This window comes from Pedococcus sp. P1_H8, from assembly GCF_056405175.1.
In genome coordinates, this window is record NZ_JBFUCP010000002.1 from 191,121 (window position 1) to 213,387 (window position 22,267).

The 22,267-nt window shown below is 69.9% G+C and carries 24 protein-coding genes, 1 tRNA gene and 1 riboswitch; of the genes, 21 read left to right on the plus strand and 4 right to left on the minus strand.

Annotation, left to right across the window (positions count from 1 at the left end; translation table 11 throughout):
- The first annotated feature begins 66 nt into the window (after positions 1-66).
- The 8 genes from AC1DYG_RS02940 to AC1DYG_RS02975 all read left to right on the plus strand — a co-directional run bounded on the left by AC1DYG_RS02940 (position 67) and on the right by AC1DYG_RS02975 (position 7,018).
- Complete coding sequence (locus AC1DYG_RS02940) at positions 67-960, plus strand: segregation and condensation protein A (protein ID WP_477638495.1); 894 nt, start codon at positions 67-69, stop codon at positions 958-960.
- On the plus strand, positions 953-1,633 hold the full coding sequence (gene scpB, locus AC1DYG_RS02945; protein ID WP_477638406.1) for an SMC-Scp complex subunit ScpB: 681 nt from the start codon (positions 953-955) through the stop codon (positions 1,631-1,633). Before AC1DYG_RS02940 ends, scpB begins: the two co-directional genes overlap by 8 nt.
- The gene (locus AC1DYG_RS02950; RefSeq protein ID WP_477638407.1) at positions 1,630-2,667 is read left to right on the plus strand and encodes a pseudouridine synthase; all 1,038 of its coding nucleotides are present in this window, start codon (positions 1,630-1,632) and stop codon (positions 2,665-2,667) included. The genes scpB and AC1DYG_RS02950 overlap by 4 nt, the downstream gene beginning before the upstream one ends.
- A 36-nt stretch (positions 2,668-2,703) precedes the next feature.
- The gene (locus AC1DYG_RS02955; protein WP_477638408.1) at positions 2,704-3,786 is read left to right on the plus strand and encodes a prephenate dehydrogenase; all 1,083 of its coding nucleotides are present in this window, start codon (positions 2,704-2,706) and stop codon (positions 3,784-3,786) included.
- Positions 3,787-3,837: 51 nt separating this feature from the next.
- Positions 3,838-4,542, plus strand: a complete 705-nt coding sequence (cmk, locus tag AC1DYG_RS02960) for a (d)CMP kinase (RefSeq protein ID WP_477638409.1) — start codon at positions 3,838-3,840, stop codon at positions 4,540-4,542.
- Positions 4,539-5,279, plus strand: coding sequence for a lysophospholipid acyltransferase family protein (locus AC1DYG_RS02965; RefSeq protein ID WP_477638410.1), 741 nt, complete (start codon positions 4,539-4,541; stop codon positions 5,277-5,279). Before cmk ends, AC1DYG_RS02965 begins: the two co-directional genes overlap by 4 nt.
- A 36-nt stretch (positions 5,280-5,315) precedes the next feature.
- Positions 5,316-6,842 (plus strand): ribosome biogenesis GTPase Der, encoded by a 1,527-nt coding sequence (gene der, locus AC1DYG_RS02970; protein WP_477638411.1) that lies wholly within the window; start codon positions 5,316-5,318, stop codon positions 6,840-6,842.
- Between the two features lie 102 nt (positions 6,843-6,944).
- Positions 6,945-7,018, plus strand: a tRNA-Pro gene (locus tag AC1DYG_RS02975).
- 78 nt (positions 7,019-7,096) lie between these two features.
- On the opposite strand, the gene AC1DYG_RS02980 is transcribed toward AC1DYG_RS02975, so the two are convergent.
- Positions 7,097-7,390 carry an antibiotic biosynthesis monooxygenase gene (locus AC1DYG_RS02980; RefSeq protein ID WP_477638412.1) on the minus strand — a complete coding sequence of 98 codons (294 nt, stop codon included), beginning with the start codon at positions 7,388-7,390 and terminating at the stop codon, positions 7,097-7,099.
- A gap of 146 nt (positions 7,391-7,536) precedes the next feature.
- Between AC1DYG_RS02980 and AC1DYG_RS02985 the strand changes: the two genes are divergently transcribed.
- The gene (locus AC1DYG_RS02985; RefSeq protein WP_477638413.1) at positions 7,537-8,538 is read left to right on the plus strand and encodes an NAD(P)-dependent alcohol dehydrogenase; all 1,002 of its coding nucleotides are present in this window, start codon (positions 7,537-7,539) and stop codon (positions 8,536-8,538) included.
- On the opposite strand, the gene AC1DYG_RS02990 is transcribed toward AC1DYG_RS02985, so the two are convergent.
- Positions 8,506-9,267 (minus strand): class I SAM-dependent methyltransferase, encoded by a 762-nt coding sequence (locus AC1DYG_RS02990; RefSeq protein ID WP_477638414.1) that lies wholly within the window; start codon positions 9,265-9,267, stop codon positions 8,506-8,508. The genes AC1DYG_RS02985 and AC1DYG_RS02990 overlap by 33 nt on opposite strands.
- Positions 9,264-9,932: a DUF2461 domain-containing protein gene (locus AC1DYG_RS02995; protein ID WP_477638415.1), complete on the minus strand. Its 669-nt coding sequence runs from the start codon at positions 9,930-9,932 to the stop codon at positions 9,264-9,266. Before AC1DYG_RS02995 ends, AC1DYG_RS02990 begins: the two co-directional genes overlap by 4 nt.
- A 74-nt stretch (positions 9,933-10,006) precedes the next feature.
- On the opposite strand from AC1DYG_RS02995, the gene AC1DYG_RS03000 reads away from it, so the two are divergent.
- The gene (locus AC1DYG_RS03000) at positions 10,007-11,572 is read left to right on the plus strand and encodes a glycosyltransferase family 2 protein (protein ID WP_477638416.1); all 1,566 of its coding nucleotides are present in this window, start codon (positions 10,007-10,009) and stop codon (positions 11,570-11,572) included.
- Between the two features lie 28 nt (positions 11,573-11,600).
- Positions 11,601-12,044 (plus strand): YdeI/OmpD-associated family protein, encoded by a 444-nt coding sequence (locus AC1DYG_RS03005; protein ID WP_477638417.1) that lies wholly within the window; start codon positions 11,601-11,603, stop codon positions 12,042-12,044.
- Here AC1DYG_RS03005 and AC1DYG_RS03010 read toward each other — a convergent pair.
- Positions 12,041-13,198 carry a MalY/PatB family protein gene (locus tag AC1DYG_RS03010; protein WP_477638418.1) on the minus strand — a complete coding sequence of 386 codons (1,158 nt, stop codon included), beginning with the start codon at positions 13,196-13,198 and terminating at the stop codon, positions 12,041-12,043. The genes AC1DYG_RS03005 and AC1DYG_RS03010 overlap by 4 nt on opposite strands.
- An 86-nt stretch (positions 13,199-13,284) precedes the next feature.
- Between AC1DYG_RS03010 and clsA the strand changes: the two genes are divergently transcribed.
- The 10 genes from clsA (at position 13,285) to gcvP (ending at position 22,187) form a co-directional block, all read left to right on the plus strand.
- Positions 13,285-13,869, plus strand: coding sequence for a cardiolipin synthase ClsA (gene clsA / locus AC1DYG_RS03015; RefSeq protein WP_477638419.1), 585 nt, complete (start codon positions 13,285-13,287; stop codon positions 13,867-13,869).
- Positions 13,866-14,873 (plus strand): DUF881 domain-containing protein, encoded by a 1,008-nt coding sequence (locus AC1DYG_RS03020; protein WP_477638420.1) that lies wholly within the window; start codon positions 13,866-13,868, stop codon positions 14,871-14,873. Before clsA ends, AC1DYG_RS03020 begins: the two co-directional genes overlap by 4 nt.
- On the plus strand, positions 14,870-15,202 hold the full coding sequence (locus AC1DYG_RS03025; protein ID WP_056920954.1) for a small basic family protein: 333 nt from the start codon (positions 14,870-14,872) through the stop codon (positions 15,200-15,202). Before AC1DYG_RS03020 ends, AC1DYG_RS03025 begins: the two co-directional genes overlap by 4 nt.
- Positions 15,199-15,948, plus strand: a complete 750-nt coding sequence (locus AC1DYG_RS03030) for a DUF881 domain-containing protein (RefSeq protein ID WP_477638421.1) — start codon at positions 15,199-15,201, stop codon at positions 15,946-15,948. The genes AC1DYG_RS03025 and AC1DYG_RS03030 overlap by 4 nt, the downstream gene beginning before the upstream one ends.
- Positions 15,949-16,021: 73 nt before the next feature.
- The gene (gcvH, locus tag AC1DYG_RS03035; protein ID WP_477618768.1) at positions 16,022-16,408 is read left to right on the plus strand and encodes a glycine cleavage system protein GcvH; all 387 of its coding nucleotides are present in this window, start codon (positions 16,022-16,024) and stop codon (positions 16,406-16,408) included.
- Positions 16,409-16,517: 109 nt separating this feature from the next.
- The gene (locus AC1DYG_RS03040; RefSeq protein WP_477638422.1) at positions 16,518-16,973 is read left to right on the plus strand and encodes an FHA domain-containing protein; all 456 of its coding nucleotides are present in this window, start codon (positions 16,518-16,520) and stop codon (positions 16,971-16,973) included.
- A 60-nt stretch (positions 16,974-17,033) separates the two neighbouring features.
- Entirely contained in the window at positions 17,034-17,735 is a 702-nt protein-coding gene (gene ftsR / locus AC1DYG_RS03045; RefSeq protein WP_477638423.1) for a transcriptional regulator FtsR, read from the plus strand.
- Positions 17,736-17,754: 19 nt separating this feature from the next.
- Entirely contained in the window at positions 17,755-18,252 is a 498-nt protein-coding gene (locus AC1DYG_RS03050) for a bifunctional nuclease family protein (RefSeq protein WP_477618770.1), read from the plus strand.
- Positions 18,253-18,465: 213 nt separating this feature from the next.
- Positions 18,466-19,056 carry a MerR family transcriptional regulator gene (locus tag AC1DYG_RS03055; protein WP_477638424.1) on the plus strand — a complete coding sequence of 197 codons (591 nt, stop codon included), beginning with the start codon at positions 18,466-18,468 and terminating at the stop codon, positions 19,054-19,056.
- A 71-nt stretch (positions 19,057-19,127) separates the two neighbouring features.
- A riboswitch (glycine riboswitch) is annotated at positions 19,128-19,235 on the plus strand.
- Positions 19,236-19,283: 48 nt separating this feature from the next.
- Entirely contained in the window at positions 19,284-22,187 is a 2,904-nt protein-coding gene (gcvP, locus tag AC1DYG_RS03060) for an aminomethyl-transferring glycine dehydrogenase (protein WP_477638425.1), read from the plus strand.
- The last annotated feature ends 80 nt before the right edge of the window (positions 22,188-22,267 follow it).

A 22,267-nucleotide genomic window follows, 5' to 3' on the forward strand; every position in this document is an offset into this window, starting at 1 on the left:
CAGGAGGCCATCGCCACTGCCCCGGGCGGCGCGGTGCAGCTCGACCACGCCGACGATCAGGCGACCATGACGCCGGGAGGCGTGATCACCCGACGCGGGGGGTCCACGCCGTTCCAGGTCCACCTCGACAACTTCTCCGGGCCCTTCGACCTGCTCCTCGGCCTGATCAGCAAGCACAAGCTCGACATCACCGAGATCGCCCTCGCCAAGGTCACCGACGAGTTCATCGCCCACATCAAGGCGGCGCAGTCGTCGCACACGGAGTGGGACCTCGGCCAGGCGTCGGAGTTCTTGCTCATCGCCGCGACCCTGCTCGACATCAAGTCCGCGCGGCTGCTCCCACAGACCGGTCCGCAGGACGAGGAGGACCTCGCCCTCATCGAGGCGCGCGACCTGCTCTTCGCCCGGCTGCTGCAGTACCGCGCCTTCAAGGACATCGCCTTCACCTTCGGTGAGCGGATGGCCACCGCGGGCCGGATGACGCCACGGCAGGCGGGTCTCGAACCCCAGTTCGCCAGGCTGCTGCCCGAGCTGATCATGGGCATCACGCCCGAGCAGCTGGCCATGATCGCAGCCAGGGCGATGGTGCCCAAGGTGGCGCCGAGCGTCGGTCTGGACCACCTGCACGCCCCTCAGGTCAGCGTGCGCGAGCAGGCGGGCATCCTCGGGGTCCGGCTCCGCGCCGAACGCGTCTGCTCGTTCCGGGCGCTGGTGGCCGACGCCGACTCGACGCTGGTCATCGTGGCCAGGTTCCTGGCGCTGCTCGAGCTCTTCCGCGAGGCCGCGATCGCCTTCGAGCAGGCCGAGGCGCTCGGCGAGCTGACGGTGCGCTGGACGGGCGACGACGAGGGCGAGATCGAGGTCAGCGACGAGTTCGACGAGTTCGACGACGTTGAAGCCGCTCATGAAGCCGACGAGACTGATGACGTAGCAACCGATGGGAAGGCCGACGATGAGTGACCTGGAGGTCGTGCCCGACCGCAACCCAGACAGCGATCCTGAGCTCGAGCACGACGAGGGCGTCGTGGTGCCGGACGGCGGTGCCGCGGACGAGCAGTTCGCCTTCGACGTCAACGACTTCCCCGGTGGAGCGCGCAGTGCCATCGAGGCGGTCCTCATGGTCGTGGACGAGCCGATCACCGAGATGTCGCTCGCCTCGGCGCTGGAGCTGCCCGTCGACGACGTGCTCGGCCACCTCACCCACCTCGAAGCCGAGTATGCCGCGCAGCAGCGTGGCTTCACCCTCCGGTCCGTGGCGGGCGGGTGGCGGATCTACAGCCGGTCCGACTACGCCCCCGTCGTCGAGAAGTTCCTGCTCGACGGACAGCAGGCCAAGCTGACCCAGGCGTCGCTGGAGACCTTGGCCGTGATCGCCTACCGCCAGCCCATTTCGCGGTCACGCGTCAGCGCCGTCCGCGGCGTGAACGTCGACGGGGTGGTGCGCACCCTGCTCAACCGCGGGCTGATCGAGGAGCTCGGGTCAGACGGCGACGGTGGCGCGTTCCTCTACGGCACCACCGACTACTTCCTCCAACGCCTGGGTCTCGGCAGCATCGACGACCTGCCCGCCCTCGCGCCCTACCTCCCCGAAGTCGACGTGCTCGACGAGATCGCAGAACAAGGACGCCGATGACACCCCCACGCAGCAGAGGCCCCGCAGGATCCGGCTCGGACCGAACTGGGGGTGGGCGTGGTCGCGCCGGTGGCCAGGGCGGGTCACGCGCCGGTGGCCAGGGCGGGTCACGCGCCGGTGGCCAGGGCGGGTCACGCGCCGGTGGCCAGGGCGGCAGCGGCCGCCCCGGCGCACCAAGAGGCGGGGGCCCGACCGCGTCCGAGGGAGGCCGCCCCGAGCGGCCCCAGCGCGGAAGCTCAGGCACGACCAAGAAGAGCCAGCCGACCCGGGTGCCCCGTGAGCGGGTGACCCCAGAGGTCGACATGCACGACCCCGACGGCATCCGGCTGCAGAAGCTCCTCGCCGCTGCCGGCGTGGGGTCGCGACGGGTGTGCGAGAACCTCATTACCGCTGGCCGCGTCGAGGTGGACGGAAACATCGTCACCGAGCTCGGGGTACGCATCCGTCCGGACCAGACCGTCCACGTCGACGGTGTCAAGGTCCAGCTCGACGAGACCCGCGTCTACTTCGCCTTCAACAAGCCGCTGGGCGTCGTCACGACAATGAACGACGAGCTCGGGCGGATCAGCATCGGCGACTACGTGGGGGACCGCAACGAGCGGCTCTTCCATGTCGGCCGCCTCGACGCCGACACCGAGGGCCTGTTGATCCTCACCAACGACGGTGAGCTGGCCCACCGCCTCCAGCACCCGCAGTACGGCGTGCTCAAGACCTATCTCGCCCAGATCCGTGGGCCCGTGCCGCGTGACATCGGCAAGCAGCTGCGCGAGGGCGTCCAGCTCGAGGATGGACCGGCGTCGGTCGACTCGTTCAAGGTGGTCGACTCGCAGCCGGGCAAGGCGCTCGTCGAGGTGATCCTCCACGAGGGACGCAAGCACATCGTGCGTCGTCTGCTCGACGCGGTCGGCCACCCCGTGATCAGCCTCGTGCGGGTCCAGGTCGGGCCCATCTACCTCGGCGACACCAAGCCGGGCAAGATGCGCAAGCTCAACAAGGCAGAGGTCGGCCAGCTCTACTCCGCCGCTGGAATGTGAGCGCACGGCGTCCCAGCCGTCGGTAGCCTTCCCGTCGTGACCACCAGCGTCCGCATCGTCGGCACCGGCCTCATCGGCACCAGCCTCGGCATCGCCCTGACCCGAGCCGGCTATGCCGTGGTCCTCGCCGATCCCTCGCCCACGGCGGTGGCCCTCGCCCGTGACCTCGGTGCCGGTGTCGTGGCAGGCCAGGACGACGCTGCCCCGGACGTCGTCGTGGTGGCTGCTCCGCCGGACGTGGCGGGTGCGGTGGTCGCCGACGAGCTCGGCGCGTGGCCCGACGCCGTCGTGACGGACGTGGCGTCGGTCAAGGTCGCCGTGCTCGAGGACGTGCGCCGACGCGGCGCAGACCTGGCTCGGTATGCCGGGTCGCACCCGATGGCGGGCCGCGAGCGTTCCGGTGCGGTGGCCGCCCGGGGTGACCTCTTCGACGGGCGTGCCTGGGTGGTCGTGCCGAACGACCTCTCTTCCGGCACCGCGGTCGCCGCGGTCAAGGAGCTCGCAGCGGCCGCCGGTGGCACCGTCTCGACGATGAGTCCTGAAGAGCACGACGCTGCAGTGGCTGTGGTCTCCCACGTGCCCCAGCTGGCGTCGTCGCTCGTCGCCGGTCGGCTGCGAGACCTCACCGATCCCGCGGTGGCGTTGTCAGGTCAGGGAATTCGCGACGTCACGAGGGTGGCTGCCAGCGACCCACAGCTGTGGACCCAGATCCTCGCCGGCAACGCCGTGGCCGTCCGCGAGGTCCTTGCCCAGGTCCACGCCGAGCTCACGGAGGTCATCGGAGCCCTCGACGTCCTGGCGGACGGCGACGGCGTCGGCGCCCGTGAGGTGCTGGCCCGGATCGTGGCCCAGGGCAACGCCGGCCACGCCCGGATCCCGGGCAAGCACGGCGCTGCCCCCACGGCATACAGCGTCGTCGTGGTGCTGGTGCCCGACCAGCCCGGCGAGCTCGCCCGGTTGCTGCACGACGTCGGCGACGCAGGCGTCAACCTCGAGGACCTGCACCTCGAGCACGGCATGGGGCAGCCGTTCGGGCTCGCGGAGATCTCCGTGCTGCCCGCAGTCGCCGAGAGGCTGGGCCACGAGCTGACCACTCGAGGGTGGCGACTGCACGGCTGAGGGGTGAACGACTTCGCGGGCGAGGGCGGGTGGCCAATAGGCTTGCCCGTCATGAACAGCAAGCACCTCGTCGTTGCCGTCGACGGGCCCTCGGGTTCGGGCAAGTCCAGCGTGTCCCGCGCGGCGGCCGAGGCCCTGGGAGTCGGCTACCTCGACACGGGTGCGATGTACCGCGCCGTCACCTGGTGGTGCCTCGAGCAGGGCGTGGACCTCGTCGACCAGGAGGCGGTCGCGCAGGCCACCCGCGACATCCCGCTGGAGATGGGCACCGACCCGACCAGTCCGAGCGTGCAGGTGAGCGGTCGCGAGATAGAGGACGACATCCGCACGACGCGCGTGAGCGAGGCCGTGTCCAAGGTCGCCACCAACACCCTGGTGCGCCCGATCCTGCAGCAGCTCCAGCGCGACCTCATCGACCAGGTCGCCACCCGCACCGGGGGAGTGGTGGCGGAGGGGCGCGACATCACGACGGTCGTCGCCCCGGACGCCGATGTGCGCATCCTGCTGACCGCCAGCGTCGAGGCGCGGCTGCGCCGACGGTCCAAGGAGCTGCACGGCCACGCCGCCGACCACGCGGTCGAGGCGACCCGCGACCAGATCGTCCGCCGCGATGCCGACGACTCCACCGTGTCCGACTTCATGGAGGCTGCCGAGGGCGTGACCTTGGTCGACACCTCCGACCTCGACTTCGGGCAGAGCGTCCAGGCCCTGCTCGACGTGGTGCGCAGCGAGGCGCCGGACAAGGTCCCCGCGTGACCGATGCCGGGCGCCGGACTGGTTCCGGGGCACGGGTCGATTCACGACCGCCGGGGCCACCGCCGTCCTGGCGGGTCCGCATCAACATGGTCGTCGGGCGGGTCCTGTTCGGGGTGCTCTACCGCGTTGCCGTCGTGGGGCGCGATCGGGTGCCCGCCGACGGGCCTGTCGTCTTCGTCGCCAACCACGCCGGCTTCCTCGACGGGCCGATGCTCCCCGCCCTGGCTCCGCGTCCCACCTCCGTCCTCGTCAAGCGGGAGATGTTCACCGGCCCGCTGGGGGCGTTCCTGACCTTCGTCGGCCACATCCCCGTCACCGGGAACTCCGGTGACCGGCAGGCCCTCCTGGCGGCTGTCGCGATCCTGCAGGCCGGGGGAGCGGTGGGCATCTTCCCGGAGGGGACTCGCGGGCGCGGCGMCGKCGCCGCCGTCCAGCAGGGGGCCGCGTGGCTGGCGCAGCAGGGTCATGCCCAGGTGGTCCCGGTGGCGTTCCTCGGCACCCGGGCCACCGGCGCGTCCAAGGGCTCGCTGCCGCGGCTGCGCACCCGCATGGTGGTCGAGTTCGGGGAGCCGCTCGAGCTGCCCGCGGACCCAGGCCGCACCGGACGGCAACGGCTTGCGGGCGCCAGCGACCGCGTGCAGACCGCCCTCGCCACGCACGTCCGGGAATCCGAGCAACGGCACCAGGTGTTCCTCCCTGCGGACGACGGCCGGCGAGGCGCAGAACCCGCGGCCTGAGGCTGCTGTCCCGACCCACCTCAATTGTGCGCGACAATGGATGGCGGCCACGCGGCATACCTGCTCGCGGTCCGGCCCCCACGAACAACGCAAGGAATCCCTGAAGTGAGCGAGAACCTGACCGACGACTCCACCGTCGAGCGCGCCCTGCGCGTCGGACTGGACGAGTTCGACCTCAGTGAGGAGGACCGCTCACTCATCGACGGTGAGTACGACGAGGACGGGTATGCCGTCGTCGACGGTCCGCTGCCGGTCGTCGCCGTGGTGGGTCGCCCGAACGTCGGCAAGTCCACCCTGGTCAACCGCATCCTCGGCCGGCGCGAGGCCGTCGTCGAGGACGTCCCCGGCGTGACCCGCGACCGCGTGGCCTACGACGGGGAGTGGACCGGTCGCCGGTTCACCCTGGTCGACACCGGTGGCTGGGAGATCGACGCCACCGGCATCCACCTGCGGGTCGCCGAGCAGGCCGAGGTGGCCGTGGACCTGGCCGACGTCGTGATGTTCGTCGTGGACGCCACCGTCGGCGCCACCGACGACGACGAGGCCGTGGTCAAGCTGCTGCGCCGTTCCGGCAAGCCGGTCATCCTCGTGGCCAACAAGGTCGACGACCAGCGCACCGAAGCAGACGCCGCGGCCCTCTGGAACCTGGGCCTCGGCCAGCCCTGGCCCGTCTCCGCCCTGCACGGGCGCGGGAGCGGCGACGTGCTCGACGCCGTCCTCGACGTGCTGCCCTCCATCTCGGCCAACGCCGACGCCTACCAGCGCGGTGGCCCCCGTCGGGTCGCCCTGGTCGGCCGGCCCAACGTCGGCAAGTCCTCGCTGCTCAACAAGCTGGCGGGCGAGGACCGCGTCGTCGTCGACAACGTCGCCGGCACCACGCGTGACCCGGTGGACGAGTTCATCGAGCTCGGCGGCAAGACCTGGCGCTTCGTCGACACGGCCGGCATCCGTCGTCGCGTGCACCAGGCCCGTGGGGCCGACTTCTACGCCTCGTTGCGCACCCAGACCGCGCTCGAGAAGGCCGAGGTGGCGGTCGTCCTCATCGACGCCGAGCAGTCCATCGCCGAGCAGGACGTCCGCGTCGTGCAGCACGTGATCGACGCTGGTCGCGCCCTCGTGGTGGCCTACAACAAGTGGGACCTGCTCGACGAGGAGCGTCGCCACTACCTCGAGCGCGAGATCGAGCGCGAGCTGGTCCAGGTGCCGTGGGCGCCGCGCGTCAACATCTCCGCCAAGACCGGGCGTTCGGTCGAGAAGCTCGTGCCCGCGCTGGAGCGTGCCCTGGAGTCGTGGGACTTCCGTGTGCCCACGGGTCGGCTCAACGCGTTCTTCGGCGAGATCGTGGCCGCCCACCCGCACCCGGTGCGTGGCGGCAAGCAGCCCCGCATCCTGTTCGCGACGCAGGCCTCGACCCGGCCGCCGCGCTTCGTGATCTTCGCTTCCGGCTTCATCGAGGCGGGCTACCGACGGTTCCTCGAGCGCCGGTTGCGTGAGGAGTTCGGTTTCGAGGGCACCCCCATCGAGGTGTCCGTCCGGGTCCGCGAGAAGCGCAAGCGCCGATAGCCGGCAGCACGGCATACCGATTTCAAGCGGAGGTATGCCGTGCGCTAAGGTTTCGTTCGCTCCCGCGGTCCTGCTTCGGCTGGATTCTGCGTGGGCAAGCCACGGGCTGTGGCGCAGCTTGGTAGCGCACTTGACTGGGGGTCAAGGGGTCGCAGGTTCAAATCCTGTCAGCCCGACTAACGGGGTCCGACTTGTCCACACACTTCGGGCCCCGTTTTCATGCCCCAAGCCCCTCGGCCCAGGCACCTCGAGACCTAGGACTGCTGGCTGATTCGGGTTGCCCTGAACGGAGCAGCCACGAGCTCGATGATCGGGGCATACACACCGGTCTCGGTGGCCTGTCGCACCGCGGCCGCCTGTGCCTCTGCGGACTCCCACTCGGCAATCTCGACCAGTCCGTCGGGGCTGTCGAGCATGTCGTACTGCGTGCTGCCGAGGAAGCCGGATACCTGCGGCCCAAAGGTCGCCGAGATGTTCGCGAGCAGGCTCTTGAGCTCGGCCCTGGCGCCCGGTTTGGCCTGGAACTCGACGACGACCTTGATGGGCATGAGTGCCTCCTCCGGTTCCAGGCTCCGTCGGGACGTCCGGGAAGGCTGGGCGGGAGGGCTCGGCGGGATCCCGTCGCTCCCGAGGGGTCAAGTCTGCTCCTGTCACTGACGCAGTGGCAATGTGCTCGAGGGTCTACGGTCAGCCCATGAAGGCGGCGGTCTACACGGAGTACGGCGGACCGGACGTCGTTCGCGTGGTCGAGGTCGAGGCGCCCACGCCGGGACCACACGACCTGTTGGTCCAGGTCCACGCGACGACCGTCAACCGGACCGACTGTGCCTTCCGCGCCGGGACGCCCACGCTGGCCAGGGTCGTCTACGGGATCCGCGGTCCCAAGGCAAAGATCCTCGGGTGCGAATTCGCCGGGACAGTGGTCCAGACGGGTGGCTCGGTCTCTGCGTTTGCGGTGGGGGACCGGGTGTTCGGCTACACGGAGGGCCCGTTCGGCGCCCATGCCGAGCTCCTCGTCGTGGGGGAGCGCGCCTCCGTCGCCCGGGTCCCACCCGGCCTCACGTTCGAGCAGGCCGCGGCAGGCACCGAGGGTGCGCACTACGCCCTCGGCATGATCAAGGCTGCCCGGGTGCAGGCGGGCGACCCCGTGCTGGTCAACGGCGCAACGGGAGGGATCGGGTCGGCCGCGGTCCAGCTGCTCCACGCGATGGGTGCGGTCGTGACCGCCGTCTGCTTCGCCGAACACGGCGACCTCGTGCGCGGGCTCGGTGCGGACCGAGTCATCAACTGCACCACGGACGACTTCACCCGCGACGCCTCCCGCTTCGACGTCGTCCTCGACGCAGTGGGCAAGAGCACCTTCACTGCAGCGCGCCGAGTTCTCACGCCACGGGGCACCTACGTCTCCTCCGAGCTCGGTCCGTGGTTGCAGAACCCCCGGCGGGCCGTCGTCGCACCGCTGAGCCGCGGCCGGCGGGTGCTCTTCCCCATCCCCTCCCACAACCAGTCGATGATCGAGGAGCTGGCCGGGCTCATGGCCACCGGCGCGTTCCGCCCCGTGGTCGACCGCACCTATCCTTTTGCCGAGATCGTGCAGGCCCACCGGTATGCCGGCAGCGGCCGGAAGGTGGGCAACGTCATCGTCAGCGTCATGATGCTCAGGTCATCGGACGGTGGCGGTGACGCACCAGGCTGACGCATCGACCGTGAAGGCTCCGTCGGGCACCCTGCGTCGGCACTCGTCTCGCAGCGCCTCGCGACGCGAGTCGTCGAGACCGAGGACGTACTGCCCCGCCGGTCCCACGCCCAGCGTGTAGGGCTCCCACCACTGGTCGAACGACTCGAAGGGAACGTGCACGGTCAGGATGGACTCCTCGAGCGCATCCAGCCCGGCGGCGACGAACAGTCTGGCGAGGTCGCCCTCCCTCACGCCCGCGAAGTCGCCTTCTCCCTCCGCCTGGGGATCCACCGCGCGCACCGCTCCCCAGAACAGCGACAGGGGACCGGCACTGGCGGCGTGGTTCCACACGGCGGCCGCGACCACTCCTCCCGGCCGCGTCACCCTGGCCATCTCGCGAAGGCCGGCGACCGGGTCGCGCATGAAGTGCACCACGAGCTGGGCCAGCGCCGCGTCGAAGGTGTCGTCCTCGAAGGCGAGCGACTCCGCGCGACCCACCTCGATGTCGACACCGGGAAAACGTTCCTTGGCCGCCGCCACGAAGGGTTCGGAAGGATCGACGGCACTGACGCCCCCTGCGCCGACAACGCCCACCAGGCGGGCCGTGAGCGCCCCCGGCCCACACCCGACATCCAGGGCGCGCTGACCGTGGGCCAGTCGTCCGACCTCGACGAACTGGTCGGCCAGCGGCTCGGAGAACCGCCCCATGAAGCTTCCGTAGGCCTGCGCCGGTACCTGGAAGCTCATCTCCCCCTCCCGCGAGGCTCATCGATGGGAACGTTGGTCAGCACCCACTCAGTGAGCGGGCGAATCGCCGTCCAGGCCGACCGCACGTGATCGAGGGCGGCGGGTTTCGACAACCAGTCAGGCGAACCGACGCGGTTCAGCGCCATGATCTCCTTGCGACGCAACAGCTCCAGCCGCGGATGGTCGGCGTCGAATCCCTTGGGCCGCGTCTTGAGCGTGGCGCCCTCCAGGTCGAAGCCCGCACGGACGAGCTCGCCCACGATGCCTTCGAACTCGACACCTGACCCGTCAGCGGCGATGGCCCGGCGGAAGGACTCCGTCTGGGCAGGGGAGTGGCTGCGGAAGCCGCCACCGACCGCGAGGCCGTCACCGCTGAGCTGGACGTAGTAGCCCACTCCGGCAGCCGGACCAGCGATCGCGCCCAGGTGGGTCTTGTAGGGCGACTTGTCCGCGCTGAACCGGATGTCGCGGTGGGGCCGGAAGAGCTTTGCCGGCCCGAACTCGTCCTCGAGCGCATCGACGAGGGCGAGCATCGGCTCCCGCACCTCGCGTTCCCACCGAGCCTTGTTGGCCGCCCAGAACTCCTTGGTGTTGTTGTCTTCGAGCTCCTGGTAGAAGGTCACACCCCAGGGCGGAAAGCCCTCGAAACCCGCATGGTCAGCCATGGGGCCAACTCTGGCACACGCCGTCCGCCATGGGGCCGGCAAGACAAGCAGCCCGGGAATGGGAGGCTGGGGGCATGTCCGTGCGTGTCAGCGTCGTCATTGCCACCTACAACAGCGGGTCGGACCTGGACCGCACAGTCGAGTCCGTCCGGAGCCAGAGCCTGGGTCTGGACGCCCTCGAGCTCATCCTCGTCGACGACGGGTCGACCGATGGACAGACACCGCAGCGGGTCCGCGCGCTGGGACAGGAGCACTGGATCACGGCCCTGGAGATCCCGAACTCGGGATGGCCCAGCCGACCACGCAACACCGGGCTCGACGTCGCCCGCGGTGACTACGTCCTCTTCATGGACCACGACGACCTCCTGTATCCCCGGGCCGTCGAGCGCATGCTGGCCGCAGCCGACGCCAACTCCGCGGACATGGTGCTCGGCAAGGAGGTTCGGACCGGTGCCCGCACGATGGGGCTGGAGTCGTTCCGCGCCAACGTGTCTCGCGCGCACGTGATCGACGACCACGTGATCGACATCCTGACGCCCCACAAGATGTTCAGGACGCGGTTCCTGCTCGACCACGACGTGAGGTTTGCCGAGCACCTCAGGCGCCTGGAGGACCACCACCTGCTGGCTGCGGCCTTCGTGCACGACCCGGTGGTGTCCGTGGTCGCCGACTACCCCTGCTACCGCTGGGTCATCCATGACACGAACAACTCGATGCGGCACCCTGACCCGGGGGAGTACTTTGCCGCCGTCCGCGAGGTGCTCGACCTCGTCGACAAGTGGCCGTACGGCGAGCGCGTCCGCGAGGACGCCTACCGGCTGTGGGAGCTGTCGGTGGTGCTCAACAGGTTCGGCGCCAACGGGTTGCGCACCTGGCCGGCGGAGTACCAGCGCGAGTTCTTCGCGGCGATCGCGGCGGTGATGTGCGAGCGGTTCGACGAATCCCTCGACGCGGGACTGGCGGCTGCCGATCGGGTCCGTGCCGCGCTGGTCCGAGCGGGCGATCTGGGCGCGGTCCTGCGCTACGTGGATGCGGACAGCGCGGTGACCACGAGGGCGGAGGTCGTCGAGGCGACGCAGGACGGGCAGGCCCTGACCTTGCGGTTGCGGGTCCGTCTGGAGGGTGCCGCGGGCCCCAAGACCTTCCACGAGCGGCAGGGACGTGTCCTCATGGATCCCTCGTCACCACTTGCCGACGACGTTGCCCTGAGGGCCTTGGACGTCACGCCGGACGTGGGCGACGCAGGGGTCGAACTGCTCCTCACGCATCGCTCGACGAACGCCGAGTGGTTCCAGCCGACGGCGGTGAGCGGTGGACTGACAGATTCTGGTGACGGGCTCGTGTGGGCTGCGGAGGGGTCGGCCACCATTGCGCCTGCCACCGCACTCCTCGGGGGAGCCGTCACCCCCGGGACCTGGGACGTCAAGGCCCGGACCACCGCCTTCGGGTACGACTCCAGGGTTGCGGTGCGCATCGACCCCGACCACGTGCCGCAGCCCTTCACCGACGCTGGGGTCGTCATCAGCCCTTACGTCACCAAGGGTGGCCGTCTGGCGCTCAAGATCACCAAGGCACCGTCCCCGGCCCGCAGGAGCCTGGCACGCAAGCTCGCTGCGCGGGTGCGCAAGAGGCTGTCCTGAAGCCGCCACGCGGCATACCCTCGCGGTCATGGAGTTCACCGCGCAGGTGCAGCAGGGAGGCGGCACGGCCACGGGTATCGAGGTGCCGCCGGAGGTCGTCGAGGGACTCGGTGGCGGCAAGCGCCCCAAGGTGTCCGTGACGATCAACGGCAAGACCTACCGCAGCAGTGTCGCCGTGATGGGCGGGAAGTTCATGGTCGGTGTCAGCGCGGAGAACCGCGCCCTGACGGGGGTCAGCGGCGGAGACGTCGTCGAGGTGACCCTCGAGCTCGACACGGCACCCCGCGAGGTCGAGGTGCCGGAGGACTTCGCCGCGGCGCTCGAGGTCGTCCCCGATGCCAAGGCGGCCTTCGCCCGACAGTCCTACAGCCACCAGCGGGCGCACGTGGACGCCATCAACGGCGCCAAGACTCCCGAGACGCGCCGCCGACGCATCGACAAGGCCGTGGAGATGTTGCAGGCGAGGACCTAGAGCGAGGCGGCGATCCGGCGCACTGCCTCATGCAGGATGTCGGGTGAGGTGCCGAAGTTCAGTCGGGCGTGGCCGGCGCCCCCCTGGCCGAAGCCGGGCCCGGGATGCAGCGCCACCCGAGCCCGCTGCCGCAGCACCGCAGCCGGATCGGCGCCGAGCCCGAGCTCACCGAAGTCGAGCCAGGCCAGGAACGTCCCCTCCGGGACGCGGTAGCCGACCTCCGGCAGGTGCTCAGCCAGGAGGCTGGCAAGCAGGCGACGGTTCTCGTCCAGCCCGGTCAGGAGGGCGTCCAGCCAGGCCCCGCCGTCGAGGTAGGCGGCGCGGTGCGCGATCACTCCGAGGTGGCTCGCTCCGTGCGACACCTCCTCGGGCATCCGAGCAAGGTCGGCGACCGCGTCCGGTCCGGGCACCGCCATCGCGGCCTTGAGCCCGGCCAGGTTGAACGCCTTCGAGGCCGACATGACCGAGATCGACCGCGACCCCGCAGGCAGTGAGGCCACCGAGGTGAAGCTCGCGCCGGCCGGGACCACTGGTGCGTGGATCTCGTCGGCCACCACCCGCACGTCGAGGGACTCCGCCAGCTCGAGGGCGGCCGTGAGCTCCTCGGGAGTGTGCACGGCGCCTGTCGGGTTCTGCGGGTTGCACAGCAGGTATGCCGCGCGGCCACCACCGCGCGTGGCCTCCGCAAGGCCCTGCTCCAGGGACGCGAGGTCGATCCGGCCGTGGGCGTTCAACGGCGCTTCCACCACGCGACGGTCCAGGTGCCTCACGAAGTCGAAGAACGGTGGGTAGACGGGGGAGTTGACCACGACCGGATCACCGGGACCCGTGACCAGCTTGAGCACCTCGACCACACCGAGCATCACGTCGGGGACGATCTGCATCGTGGCCGGGTCCGGCTGCCACGCCCACCGCTCGGAGGCGAAGGAGGACAGCGCCTCGGCGTAGTCGGCAGCCCACGGGTAGCCGGTGTCGCCGCGCTGCATCGCCTCGGTCACGGCTCGCTGGATCGGCTCGGCCGGCACGACATCCATCTCGGCGACCCACAGGGGCAGGATGTCCGGGTCGTAGAGCCGCCACTTGACGCTGCGCCGCTCACGGAGGTGGTCGAGGCCGGGACCGAGGAGCGGGTTGTCGACAAGCGGGTTGCCCATGCCTGCGAACTCTACGACGGGCTGGCAGTTAGGCTGCCTGCGTGCCAGCACAACGCAATCGGGGGAGGCGAGATCAGGGGAGGCTCGTGAGTGAGCCCGTCGTCTCCGACCGTGTGGTCACCCTGCCCAACGTGCTGTCGGTGTTGCGACTCGTCGGCGTGCCGATCTTCCTGTGGGCGATCCTGTCCGAGCACGACGTCATCGCCCTCGTCACGCTCATGCTGTCGGGCGTCAGCGACTACCTCGACGGCAAGATCGCGCGTCGCTTCGGGCTGGAGTCCCGTCTGGGGCAGCTGCTCGACCCGTTCGCGGACCGGCTCTACATCGCCACCACGCTGCTCGGTCTGGCCCTGCGCGACATCATCCCGTGGTGGCTCGTCGTGGCCCTGGTCGGCCGCGAGGTGTTGCTGGCAGCAGTCCTGTGGCGGATCCGTCGCTACGGCCAGACCGGTCTGCCCGTGCACTTCGTCGGCAAGGCGGCCACGTTCAACCTCCTCTACGCGTTCCCCTTCCTGCTCCTGGGGGAGGGCACCAGCACGTTCGCCGAGTGGGCGCTCCCCATCGGCTGGGCGTTCGCGTGGTGGGGCACCGTCCTCTACTGGATCGCCGGGGTCATGTACATCGTGCAGGCCCGGCAGGTGGTCGCCGCACACACGGTGCCGGCCAGATGAGCCCCGGACCCACGTCGCACCGCGGCGAGCCGCCACCGGTCACCACACCCGGCAGGCGCCCCGACGAGTCGATGACACTGCTCATCTCGATGATCGAGCGGCCCCTCGACCCCGGGTATGCCGCCGCGGCGGCCGAGCGCGAAGCCGCCGGACTTCCGCCGAGCACCGGCACGCGGACCCCGACCGTCGTCGCCGCCGCGGTCGTGGCCGGACTTCTGCTCACCCTCGGTGCGGTAGCACTGCGCACGCCGTCCTCGTCCGCCATCAAGGCCAAGGCCAACCTGGTCAGCCAGATCGAGACCCGGCGCGCGGCGGTCGAGAAGCAGGGGGCTTCCCTGCGCGCCGTGCAGGCCGAGGTGGACCGGCTCCAGGCTCAGGCTCTCGGACAGGACGAGTCGTCGCTGCAGACCCGGCTCGCGGCGCTGACCCTGGCCTCGGGTGCCCAGCCCGTCACGGGCCCGGGGATCACGGTCCAGCTGGACAACGCCCCGGGCAGTGGTGACACCAGCGCCGACGGCAACCCGCGCACCGATGCGAAGAAGGACGACGGCATCGTCTTCTCCAAAGACCTGCAGATCGTCGTCAACGGCCTCTGGGAGGCAGGTGCCGAGGCGATCTCGGTCAACGGCCAGCGGCTGACGTCCACGTCGGCCATCCGATTCGCGGGCGAAGCGATCCTCGTCAACTACCGCCCGCTGGCCAGGCCCTACACGATCAGCGTCATCGGTGACCCCGACGACCTCCAGGTGGAGTTCGCGGACAACGACGGCGGTGCCTACGCGCGCGCCCTCAAGGACAACTACGGCATCCGTGTTTCCATAGACGCGGTGGACAAGCTCGCCCTGCCCGCCGCCACGTCCCTCACCGTGCGTGAGGCGACGGTCCCCAAGCCCCAGACCGGTTCACCGGCCCCGACCGGTTCCAGCTCGCCCAGCCCGACCGGTTCCAGCTCGCCCAGCTCGACCAGATCGTCCACCCCGTCCACGTCGGAGAGTTCACCGTGATACCCCTGCTCGGCCTGATCGGCGGCGTGCTGGTGGGACTCCTCTGGGGTCCCGACGTACCCGTCGCCCTGCAGCCCTACCTGCCCATCGCGGTCATCGCGGCGCTCGACGCGGTCTTCGGAGCGGTCCGGGCCGTCCTCGACGGCATCTTCAACGACAAGGTCTTCGTCGTGTCGTTCCTGGCCAACGTGGTGGTCGCCGCGTTCATCGTGTTCCTGGGGGACCAGCTGGGCGTGGGCTCACAGCTCAGCACCGGTGTCGTCGTCGTCCTCGGGGTGCGGATCTTCTCCAACGTCGCCTCGATCCGCAGGCACCTGTTCAAGGCATGAGTGCTGACCGTCCGGAGACCCCGGACTCGTCGTGGAGGACGCTGTTCCGGATGGCCCGACCGCGGGCGACCCGGGCGAACGCCTTCGCCGCGCTGCTGGCGATCGTGCTGGGCTTCGCCATCGCCACCCAGGTGCAGCAGACCAACCAGAGTGGCCTGGAACAGCTGCGCGAGGACGAGCTGGTGCGCATCCTCGACGACGTCAGCCAGGAGCAGGACCGGCTCGCGTCGGACTCCCGCGAGCTCGAGGTGAGTCGCGACCGACTGATCTCGGGGGTCGACTCCAGCGCCGAGGCGCTGAAGTCCGCCCAGGAGCGGCTCGACACCCTGGGCATCCTCACCGGCACGTCGCCGGCCACAGGTCCGGGCGTCGTCATCACCATCAACGACCCGGACCACAAGATCACCGCCGCCAGACTGCTCGACGCCCTGCAGGAGCTGCGCGACGCCGGCGCCGAGGCGGTGCAGATCGGGGACGTCCGTGTGGTGGCCGACACCTGGTTCGCCGACGTTGACGGTGCCATCGAGGTCGGGGGAGAGCGCGCCGCGCCGCCCTACGTCATCAAGGCCATCGGCGACAGCGCGACGATGGCCTCGGCGATGGAGATCCCCGGGGGCGTGAGCGAGTCGGTCCGCGGAGACGGTGCGCTGCCCACCGTGCGGCAGTCCGACGATGTCGCCGTCACCGCATTGCACAGTCTGAGCGAGCCTCGTTACGCTCGGCCCGTCCCGGCGCCGTCACCCTGAGTAGCACCAGCGTGGCCCGCTGGCACCGCAGTCGCCGACGGGTCCGTCCCACCATCATCCACCGAGGAGCATCATGAGCGAGCTGGAGTACCCCCAGGACCTGCGTTACACGGCCGAGCACGAGTGGGTGCGGTCGGGCGACGACGGCACGGTGCGGATCGGGATCACCTCCTTTGCGCAGGACTCCTTGGGTGACGTCGTGTACGTCAGCCTTCCGACGGTGGGCGACACCGTGGCCGCCGGAGACGCGTGCGGCGAGGTCGAGTCGACCAAGTCGGTCAGTGACCTGTACGCGCCGCTCGCCGGTGAGGTGACGGCAGTCAACGACTCCCTCGACGCCACCCCCGAGCTGGTCAACAGCGACCCCTATGGTGAGGGCTGGATGTACGAGCTGCGCCCGTCGGACGACGCAGCCGTCGCCGCCCTGCTCGATCCCGCGGCATACCAGGCTCTCCTCTGACACGCGCGACGCTCGTTCAGACAATTCGCTGCAGACGACACCGGCGTCCCTTAGGGTTTGTGCTTTGCTAGAGGGGGCGGACAGAACCACCACGAGGAGTGCGGACCTGATGAACGGCACCGAGAACGACGACCAGACGTCGCGTCCGCACGAGCCGACGACGATGCGGTTGCCCGGCATCCACGACCTCGAGCAGGTCGACACGAGTGCCGAGGTGGAGATCGCCCTCAGCAAGGCCGACCAGGCCACCGTGGACGCGCTGCGCCCCGGGACCGCGCTCCTGGTGGTCCTGCGTGGCCCCAACACCGGCGCCCGGTTCCTCCTGGACGACGACGAGGTGAACTCCGGTCGGCACCCCGACAGCGACATCTTCCTCGATGACGTCACGGTGTCGCGCAAGCACGCGAACTTCCGGCGTGAGGGCAACACCTTCGTGGTCCGCGACGTCGGCTCGCTCAACGGCACCTACGTCAACCGCGAGCGGATCGACGAAGCCACGCTGCAGACGGGCGACGAGGTCCAGATCGGCAAGTTCCGACTCGTCTTCTATGCCGGCAAGGCCTGAGCGAGCCTTCCCGACGAGGAACCCAGGCTCCTGGTGAGTGCTCGCACGACGCGACAGTCCATGACCATCGGTGCGGTCCTGGCTGCCCTCAAGCAGGACTTCCCTGGCGTCACGATCTCCAAGATCCGCTTCCTGGAGGCTGAGGGGCTGGTCACGCCGGCTCGCACCGGGTCGGGCTACCGCACCTACGCCGTGCAGGACCTCGACCGGCTGCGCTACATCCTCACCGCCCAGCGCGACCACTTCTGGCCGCTCAAGGTGATCGCCGCCGCGCTGGATGCCATGGACCGTGGTCTGACACCCGAGCGCACGGACACCGGTATGCCGCGTCCCACGGTCCCGGCTCCGGTCGCCGACCCTGAGGTGCCGAGCGCCGAGGCGCTCACGTCGGTCGGGTCGCTGCGACTCACCCGGGCCGAGCTGGCGACGTCCTCGGGGCTGGAGGCCGCCACCGTCGACGCCCTCGAGAACTACGGCCTGCTGCACCCTGACGTGACCGGACACTTCGGGGACGCGGCACTCACGGTGGCGCACGCGGCTGCCGAGCTGGCGGCATACGGGCTCGAACCCCGCCACCTGAGGCCGTTCCGCACCGCGGCCGACCGCGAGATCGGTCTGGTCCAGCAGGTCGTGACTCCCCATCGTTCGGCGTCCACGAAGGCGGCGCGGGGTGGCTCCACGACCGATCCGACCGGTGAGGTCCTGCGCCTGTGCATCGCCTTGCACACTGCACTGGTGAGGGACGGGCTCCAGCGCGGCTGAACCGGGTTAAGGTGGAACGGTGAAGGTGCTCGAGGTCCTCGGCGTCCGGGTGGAGATGCCCACCAACCACCCCATCGTGCTGCTGCGCGAGCGCGATGGCGACCGCTACCTGCCCATCTGGATCGGCGCGGCGGAGGCCACTGCCATCGCCTACGCCCAACAGGGCATCGAGCCGCCCCGACCGCTCACCCACGACCTGATGAAGAACGTCATCGAGGGACTGGGCCACCGGCTGACCGAGGTGCGCATCGTCGAGCTCCGCGACGGGGTCTTCCATGCAGCCCTGATCCTCGACGGCACCACCGAGATCTCCTCCCGCTCGTCCGACGCCATCGCCCTGGCCCTGCGCACCGGCACCCAGATCGTCGCGGGGGAGTCCCTGCTCGAGGAGGCCGGGGTCGCGATGTCCGGCGAGGAGGACAAGGACGACGAGGTCGAGCGGTTCCGTGAGTTCCTGGACCACGTATCGGCCGAAGACTTCGAGACCAAACCGGACGAAACCGGGACAACTGGCTAGGCACAAGTGTCGTGTTCGTGCTCACAACCATCACCCTCAACTGAACATCGAGAGTATGCCGTGAGGCCGCGACACGCCGAAGGGCGAAGGTCGAGTGGTTGTTGACCTTTGGTTCCGCACGGCCGTACCTTCGGCACAGACCCGTAATGCGATCGGTGTAACTACACCGGCTCGGCATTGCCCGCAGAGGTATCAAGTAGAAGTTTCCAGGAGGTGAGCGCTGTGAACCCGAGCAACGAGGCTCAGCACGGCCACACGAGCGTGCCGGCTTCGGCACAGGGGCTGTTGTTCACGGACGACCTTCCTGAGCTGAGCGACGACATCGGCTACCGCGGCCCGACCGCGTGCAAGGCAGCCGGCATCACCTACCGTCAGCTCGACTACTGGGCCCGCACGGGTCTGGTCGAGCCATCCGTGCGTGGGGCCACCGGCTCCGGCACGCAGCGGCTCTACGGCTTCCGCGACATCCTCGTGCTCAAGGTCGTCAAGCGCCTGCTCGACACCGGCGTGTCACTCCAGCAGATCCGCGTGGCGATCAACCACCTGCGCGAGCGCGGCGTGGAAGACCTGGCCCAGATCACCTTGATGAGTGACGGGGCCTCGGTCTACGAGTGCACGTCCGCCGACGAGGTCATCGACCTCGTCCAGGGTGGTCAGGGAGTCTTCGGCATCGCCGTCGGTCGCGTCTGGCGCGAGGTCGAGGGAGAGCTCGCCTCCCTCCCCAGCGAGCGCACCGATGACGACGTGCCCGCAGACCACCCCGGCGATGAGCTGCGCGAGCGTCGCGCGGCCCGCCTGGCCTGACTCGTCCGAACGTCCATCACTGCCGCCGTTCCCTCGGGAACGGCGGCAGTGTTGTAGATTGGCGGCGCTGAACATCCCGCGCGGGAGAGTCCCCGCGTGCACCCTCACGGGTCGCACGGCGGGGCGCCGAAGGGGCAAACTCCCCGGAACCTCTCAGGCGCCAGGACCGCGTGGGACAGGCACCTCTGGAGCGTCCATGGCGTGACAGAAGGGGAGGCGATCCGAGCATGCCGACGTTCAGGAGCCTCATGTCCGCCCAGTTCACCACCGACCTGCCCGAGTTCGCCGGGCGCCACATCGGCCCGTCCGATGCCGATGTCGACGCCATGCTCGCGGCCGTCCGGCACAGTTCACTCGATGCCCTGGTGGACCACGCCCTGCCGGGTGCGATCCGCACCGACGGCCCGCTCCGCGTGGAGCCTGCGGCGTCCGAGGCGGCCGTCATCGAGGAACTGCGGGCCCTGGCTCGTCGCAACCAGGTGATGACCTCCATGATCGGGCTCGGCTACTACGGCACGCTCACCCCGGCAGTCATCCAGCGCAACGTCCTGGAGAACCCCGCCTGGTACACCGCCTACACGCCCTACCAGCCCGAGATCTCCCAGGGCCGGCTCGAGGCGCTGCTGAACTTCCAGACGGTCGTCAGCGACCTCACCGGGCTGACCACGTCCGGGGCATCGCTGCTGGACGAGGGAACCGCGGCCGCCGAGGCCATGACGCTGATGCGTCGCTCCAGCAAGGCAGCGGCCGACGCCGTGCTCGTTGTCGACCGGCACGTCTTTCCCCAGACGCTCGCCGTGATGCAGACCCGGGCCAAGCCGCTCGGCCTCGGCGTCGTCGTGGCCGACCTCGACGGGGTCGACACCGCCGACGCCCTGCGCGCGGCGGCGGGGGACCGCGCCGTCTTCGGCGTCCTCGTGCAGTACCCCGGCGCGGACGGCGAGCTGCGCGACTGGCGCGCGCTGGCCTCGGCCGCCCACGACGCCCGTGCGCTCGTGACCGCGGCCGCGGACCTGCTCGCCCTCACCCTGGCGACCGCACCGGGGGAGTGGGGAGCCGACGTCGCCGTCGGCACCAGCCAGCGTTTCGGCGTGCCCATGGGCTTCGGCGGTCCCCACGCGGGTTACATGAGCGTGCGCGCCGGTCTCGAACGCTCCCTGCCCGGCCGACTCGTCGGGGTGAGCGTGGACACCGAAGGTGCCCCGGCCTACCGGCTCGCCCTCCAGACGCGGGAGCAGCACATCCGGCGCGAGAAGGCGACGTCGAACATCTGCACCGCCCAGGTGCTCCTGGCCGTGATGGCCTCAATGTATGCCGTGTACCACGGTCCTGCGGGACTCGCGGCGATCGCGCGGCGAGTCCACGGCCACGCCGAGACCCTGGCCGCCGGACTGACGACTGCCGGCATCGACGTCGTGACCACGAACTTCTTCGACACCATCACGGTGTCGGTGCCCGGTCGGGCCGACGAGGTGCTCAGCGAAGCGGCACAGCGAGGGGTCAACGTCTGGCGCGTCGACGCCGACCACGTCTCGATCAGCCTGGACGAGACCACCGACCTGCGCGACCTCGAGGCCGTCTGGAGCGCCTTCGGCGTTCCCGGACCGACCCAGGTCACCATCGCCGAGCTCTCGTGGCCGGAGCACCTGGTCCGGACCAGCGACTACCTCACCCACCCGGTGTTCAGCAGCCACCACAGCGAGACCTCGATGCTGCGCTACCTGCGGCGACTGTCCGATCGTGACTTCGCCCTGGACCGCGGCATGATCCCGCTGGGGTCGTGCACGATGAAGCTCAACGCGACCACCGAGATGATCGCAGTGACCTGGCCCGAGTTCGCCCACCTGCACCCCTTCGCCCCGGCCCACCAGACAGAGGGCATCCGCGACCTCATTGCTGAGCTGAGCGACTGGCTCTGCGAGATCACCGGCTACGACGCGGTGTCACTGCAGCCCAACGCGGGTTCGCAGGGCGAGTTCGCCGGACTCCTGGCCATCCACGCCTACCACGCGGCGAACGGCCAGTCGCAGCGCGACATCTGCCTGATCCCTGCCAGCGCCCATGGCACCAACGCCGCCAGCGCGGTGATGGCCGGCATGAAGGTGGTCGTCGTCAAGACCGCCCCAGGCGGTGACATCGACATGGACGACCTGCGGGCCAAGGTGGACCAGCACCACGACAACCTCGCGGCCATCATGGTGACCTACCCGTCGACCCACGGTGTCTTCGAGGACACGATCACGGACCTATGCGCCCTCGTGCACGACGCGGGTGGCCAGGTCTACGTCGACGGTGCCAACCTCAACGCCCTGGTGGGGCTGGCCCGACCTGGCAAGTTCGGTGCCGACGTCTCGCACCTGAACCTGCACAAGACGTTCTGCATCCCCCACGGTGGTGGCGGTCCCGGCGTCGGTCCGGTGGCGGTCCGCGCGCACCTCGCGCCGCACCTGCCCAACCACCCGCTGGCGGCCGAGGCCGGACCGGAGACGGGGGTCGGACCGATCTCGGCCGCACCCTATGGCTCGGCGAGCATCCTGCCGATCTCGTGGGCCTACGTGCGCCTCATGGGCGGCGCCGGCCTGACCCGCGCCACGCAGGTGGCCGTGCTCAACGCCAACTACATCGCCGCCCGGCTTCGCGAGCACTACCCGGTGCTCTACTCCGGTCACGACGGCGTCGTCGCCCACGAGTGCATCCTCGACCTGCGCGACCTCACGAAGCGCAGCGGCGTCAGCGTGGACGATGTGGCCAAGCGACTGATCGACTACGGCTTCCACGCACCGACGATGTCCTTCCCCGTGGCGGGGACCCTGATGGTCGAGCCGACCGAGAGCGAGGACCGCTACGAGATCGACCGCTTCTGCGATGCGATGATCGCGATCCGTCACGAGATCGCCGAGGTCGAGTCCGGTGAGGTGGCCGTCGTGGACAGCATGCTGCGCAACGCTCCGCACACTGCCAAGGCGCTGGCCGGCAAGTGGGAGTACCCCTACGAGCGGTCCGCGGCGGCGTTCCCGGTCGGGGTCGAGGCGGCCGACAAGTACTGGCCTCCGGTGGCTCGGATCGACGGCGCCTACGGCGACCGCAACCTGGTCTGCAGCTGCCCTCCGCCCGAGGCGTTCGAGAGCTGACGCTCAGGAGGCCTGTCGCGACTTGTTGCTCTCCGGAGGTCACGAGAGCGCCGACTGGTGCTCCGGTGACCACCAGTCGG

Coding starts and splice junctions, on each gene's coding strand:
- AC1DYG_RS02940 (WP_477638495.1), top strand. CDS start 67: ATGACGCCGGGAGGCGTGATCACCCGACGCGGGGGGTCCACGCCGTTC.
- scpB (WP_477638406.1), top strand. CDS start 953: ATGAGTGACCTGGAGGTCGTGCCCGACCGCAACCCAGACAGCGATCCT.
- AC1DYG_RS02950 (WP_477638407.1), top strand. CDS start 1,630: ATGACACCCCCACGCAGCAGAGGCCCCGCAGGATCCGGCTCGGACCGA.
- cmk (WP_477638409.1), top strand. CDS start 3,838: ATGAACAGCAAGCACCTCGTCGTTGCCGTCGACGGGCCCTCGGGTTCG.
- der (WP_477638411.1), top strand. CDS start 5,316: ATGGATGGCGGCCACGCGGCATACCTGCTCGCGGTCCGGCCCCCACGA.
- AC1DYG_RS02980 (WP_477638412.1), bottom strand. CDS start 7,390: ATGCCCATCAAGGTCGTCGTCGAGTTCCAGGCCAAACCGGGCGCCAGG.
- AC1DYG_RS02985 (WP_477638413.1), top strand. CDS start 7,537: ATGAAGGCGGCGGTCTACACGGAGTACGGCGGACCGGACGTCGTTCGC.
- AC1DYG_RS02990 (WP_477638414.1), bottom strand. CDS start 9,267: ATGAGCTTCCAGGTACCGGCGCAGGCCTACGGAAGCTTCATGGGGCGG.
- AC1DYG_RS02995 (WP_477638415.1), bottom strand. CDS start 9,932: ATGGCTGACCATGCGGGTTTCGAGGGCTTTCCGCCCTGGGGTGTGACC.
- AC1DYG_RS03000 (WP_477638416.1), top strand. CDS start 10,007: ATGTCCGTGCGTGTCAGCGTCGTCATTGCCACCTACAACAGCGGGTCG.
- AC1DYG_RS03005 (WP_477638417.1), top strand. CDS start 11,601: ATGGAGTTCACCGCGCAGGTGCAGCAGGGAGGCGGCACGGCCACGGGT.
- AC1DYG_RS03010 (WP_477638418.1), bottom strand. CDS start 13,198: ATGGGCAACCCGCTTGTCGACAACCCGCTCCTCGGTCCCGGCCTCGAC.
- AC1DYG_RS03020 (WP_477638420.1), top strand. CDS start 13,866: ATGAGCCCCGGACCCACGTCGCACCGCGGCGAGCCGCCACCGGTCACC.
- AC1DYG_RS03030 (WP_477638421.1), top strand. CDS start 15,199: ATGAGTGCTGACCGTCCGGAGACCCCGGACTCGTCGTGGAGGACGCTG.
- gcvH (WP_477618768.1), top strand. CDS start 16,022: ATGAGCGAGCTGGAGTACCCCCAGGACCTGCGTTACACGGCCGAGCAC.
- AC1DYG_RS03040 (WP_477638422.1), top strand. CDS start 16,518: ATGAACGGCACCGAGAACGACGACCAGACGTCGCGTCCGCACGAGCCG.
- ftsR (WP_477638423.1), top strand. CDS start 17,034: ATGACCATCGGTGCGGTCCTGGCTGCCCTCAAGCAGGACTTCCCTGGC.
- gcvP (WP_477638425.1), top strand. CDS start 19,284: ATGCCGACGTTCAGGAGCCTCATGTCCGCCCAGTTCACCACCGACCTG.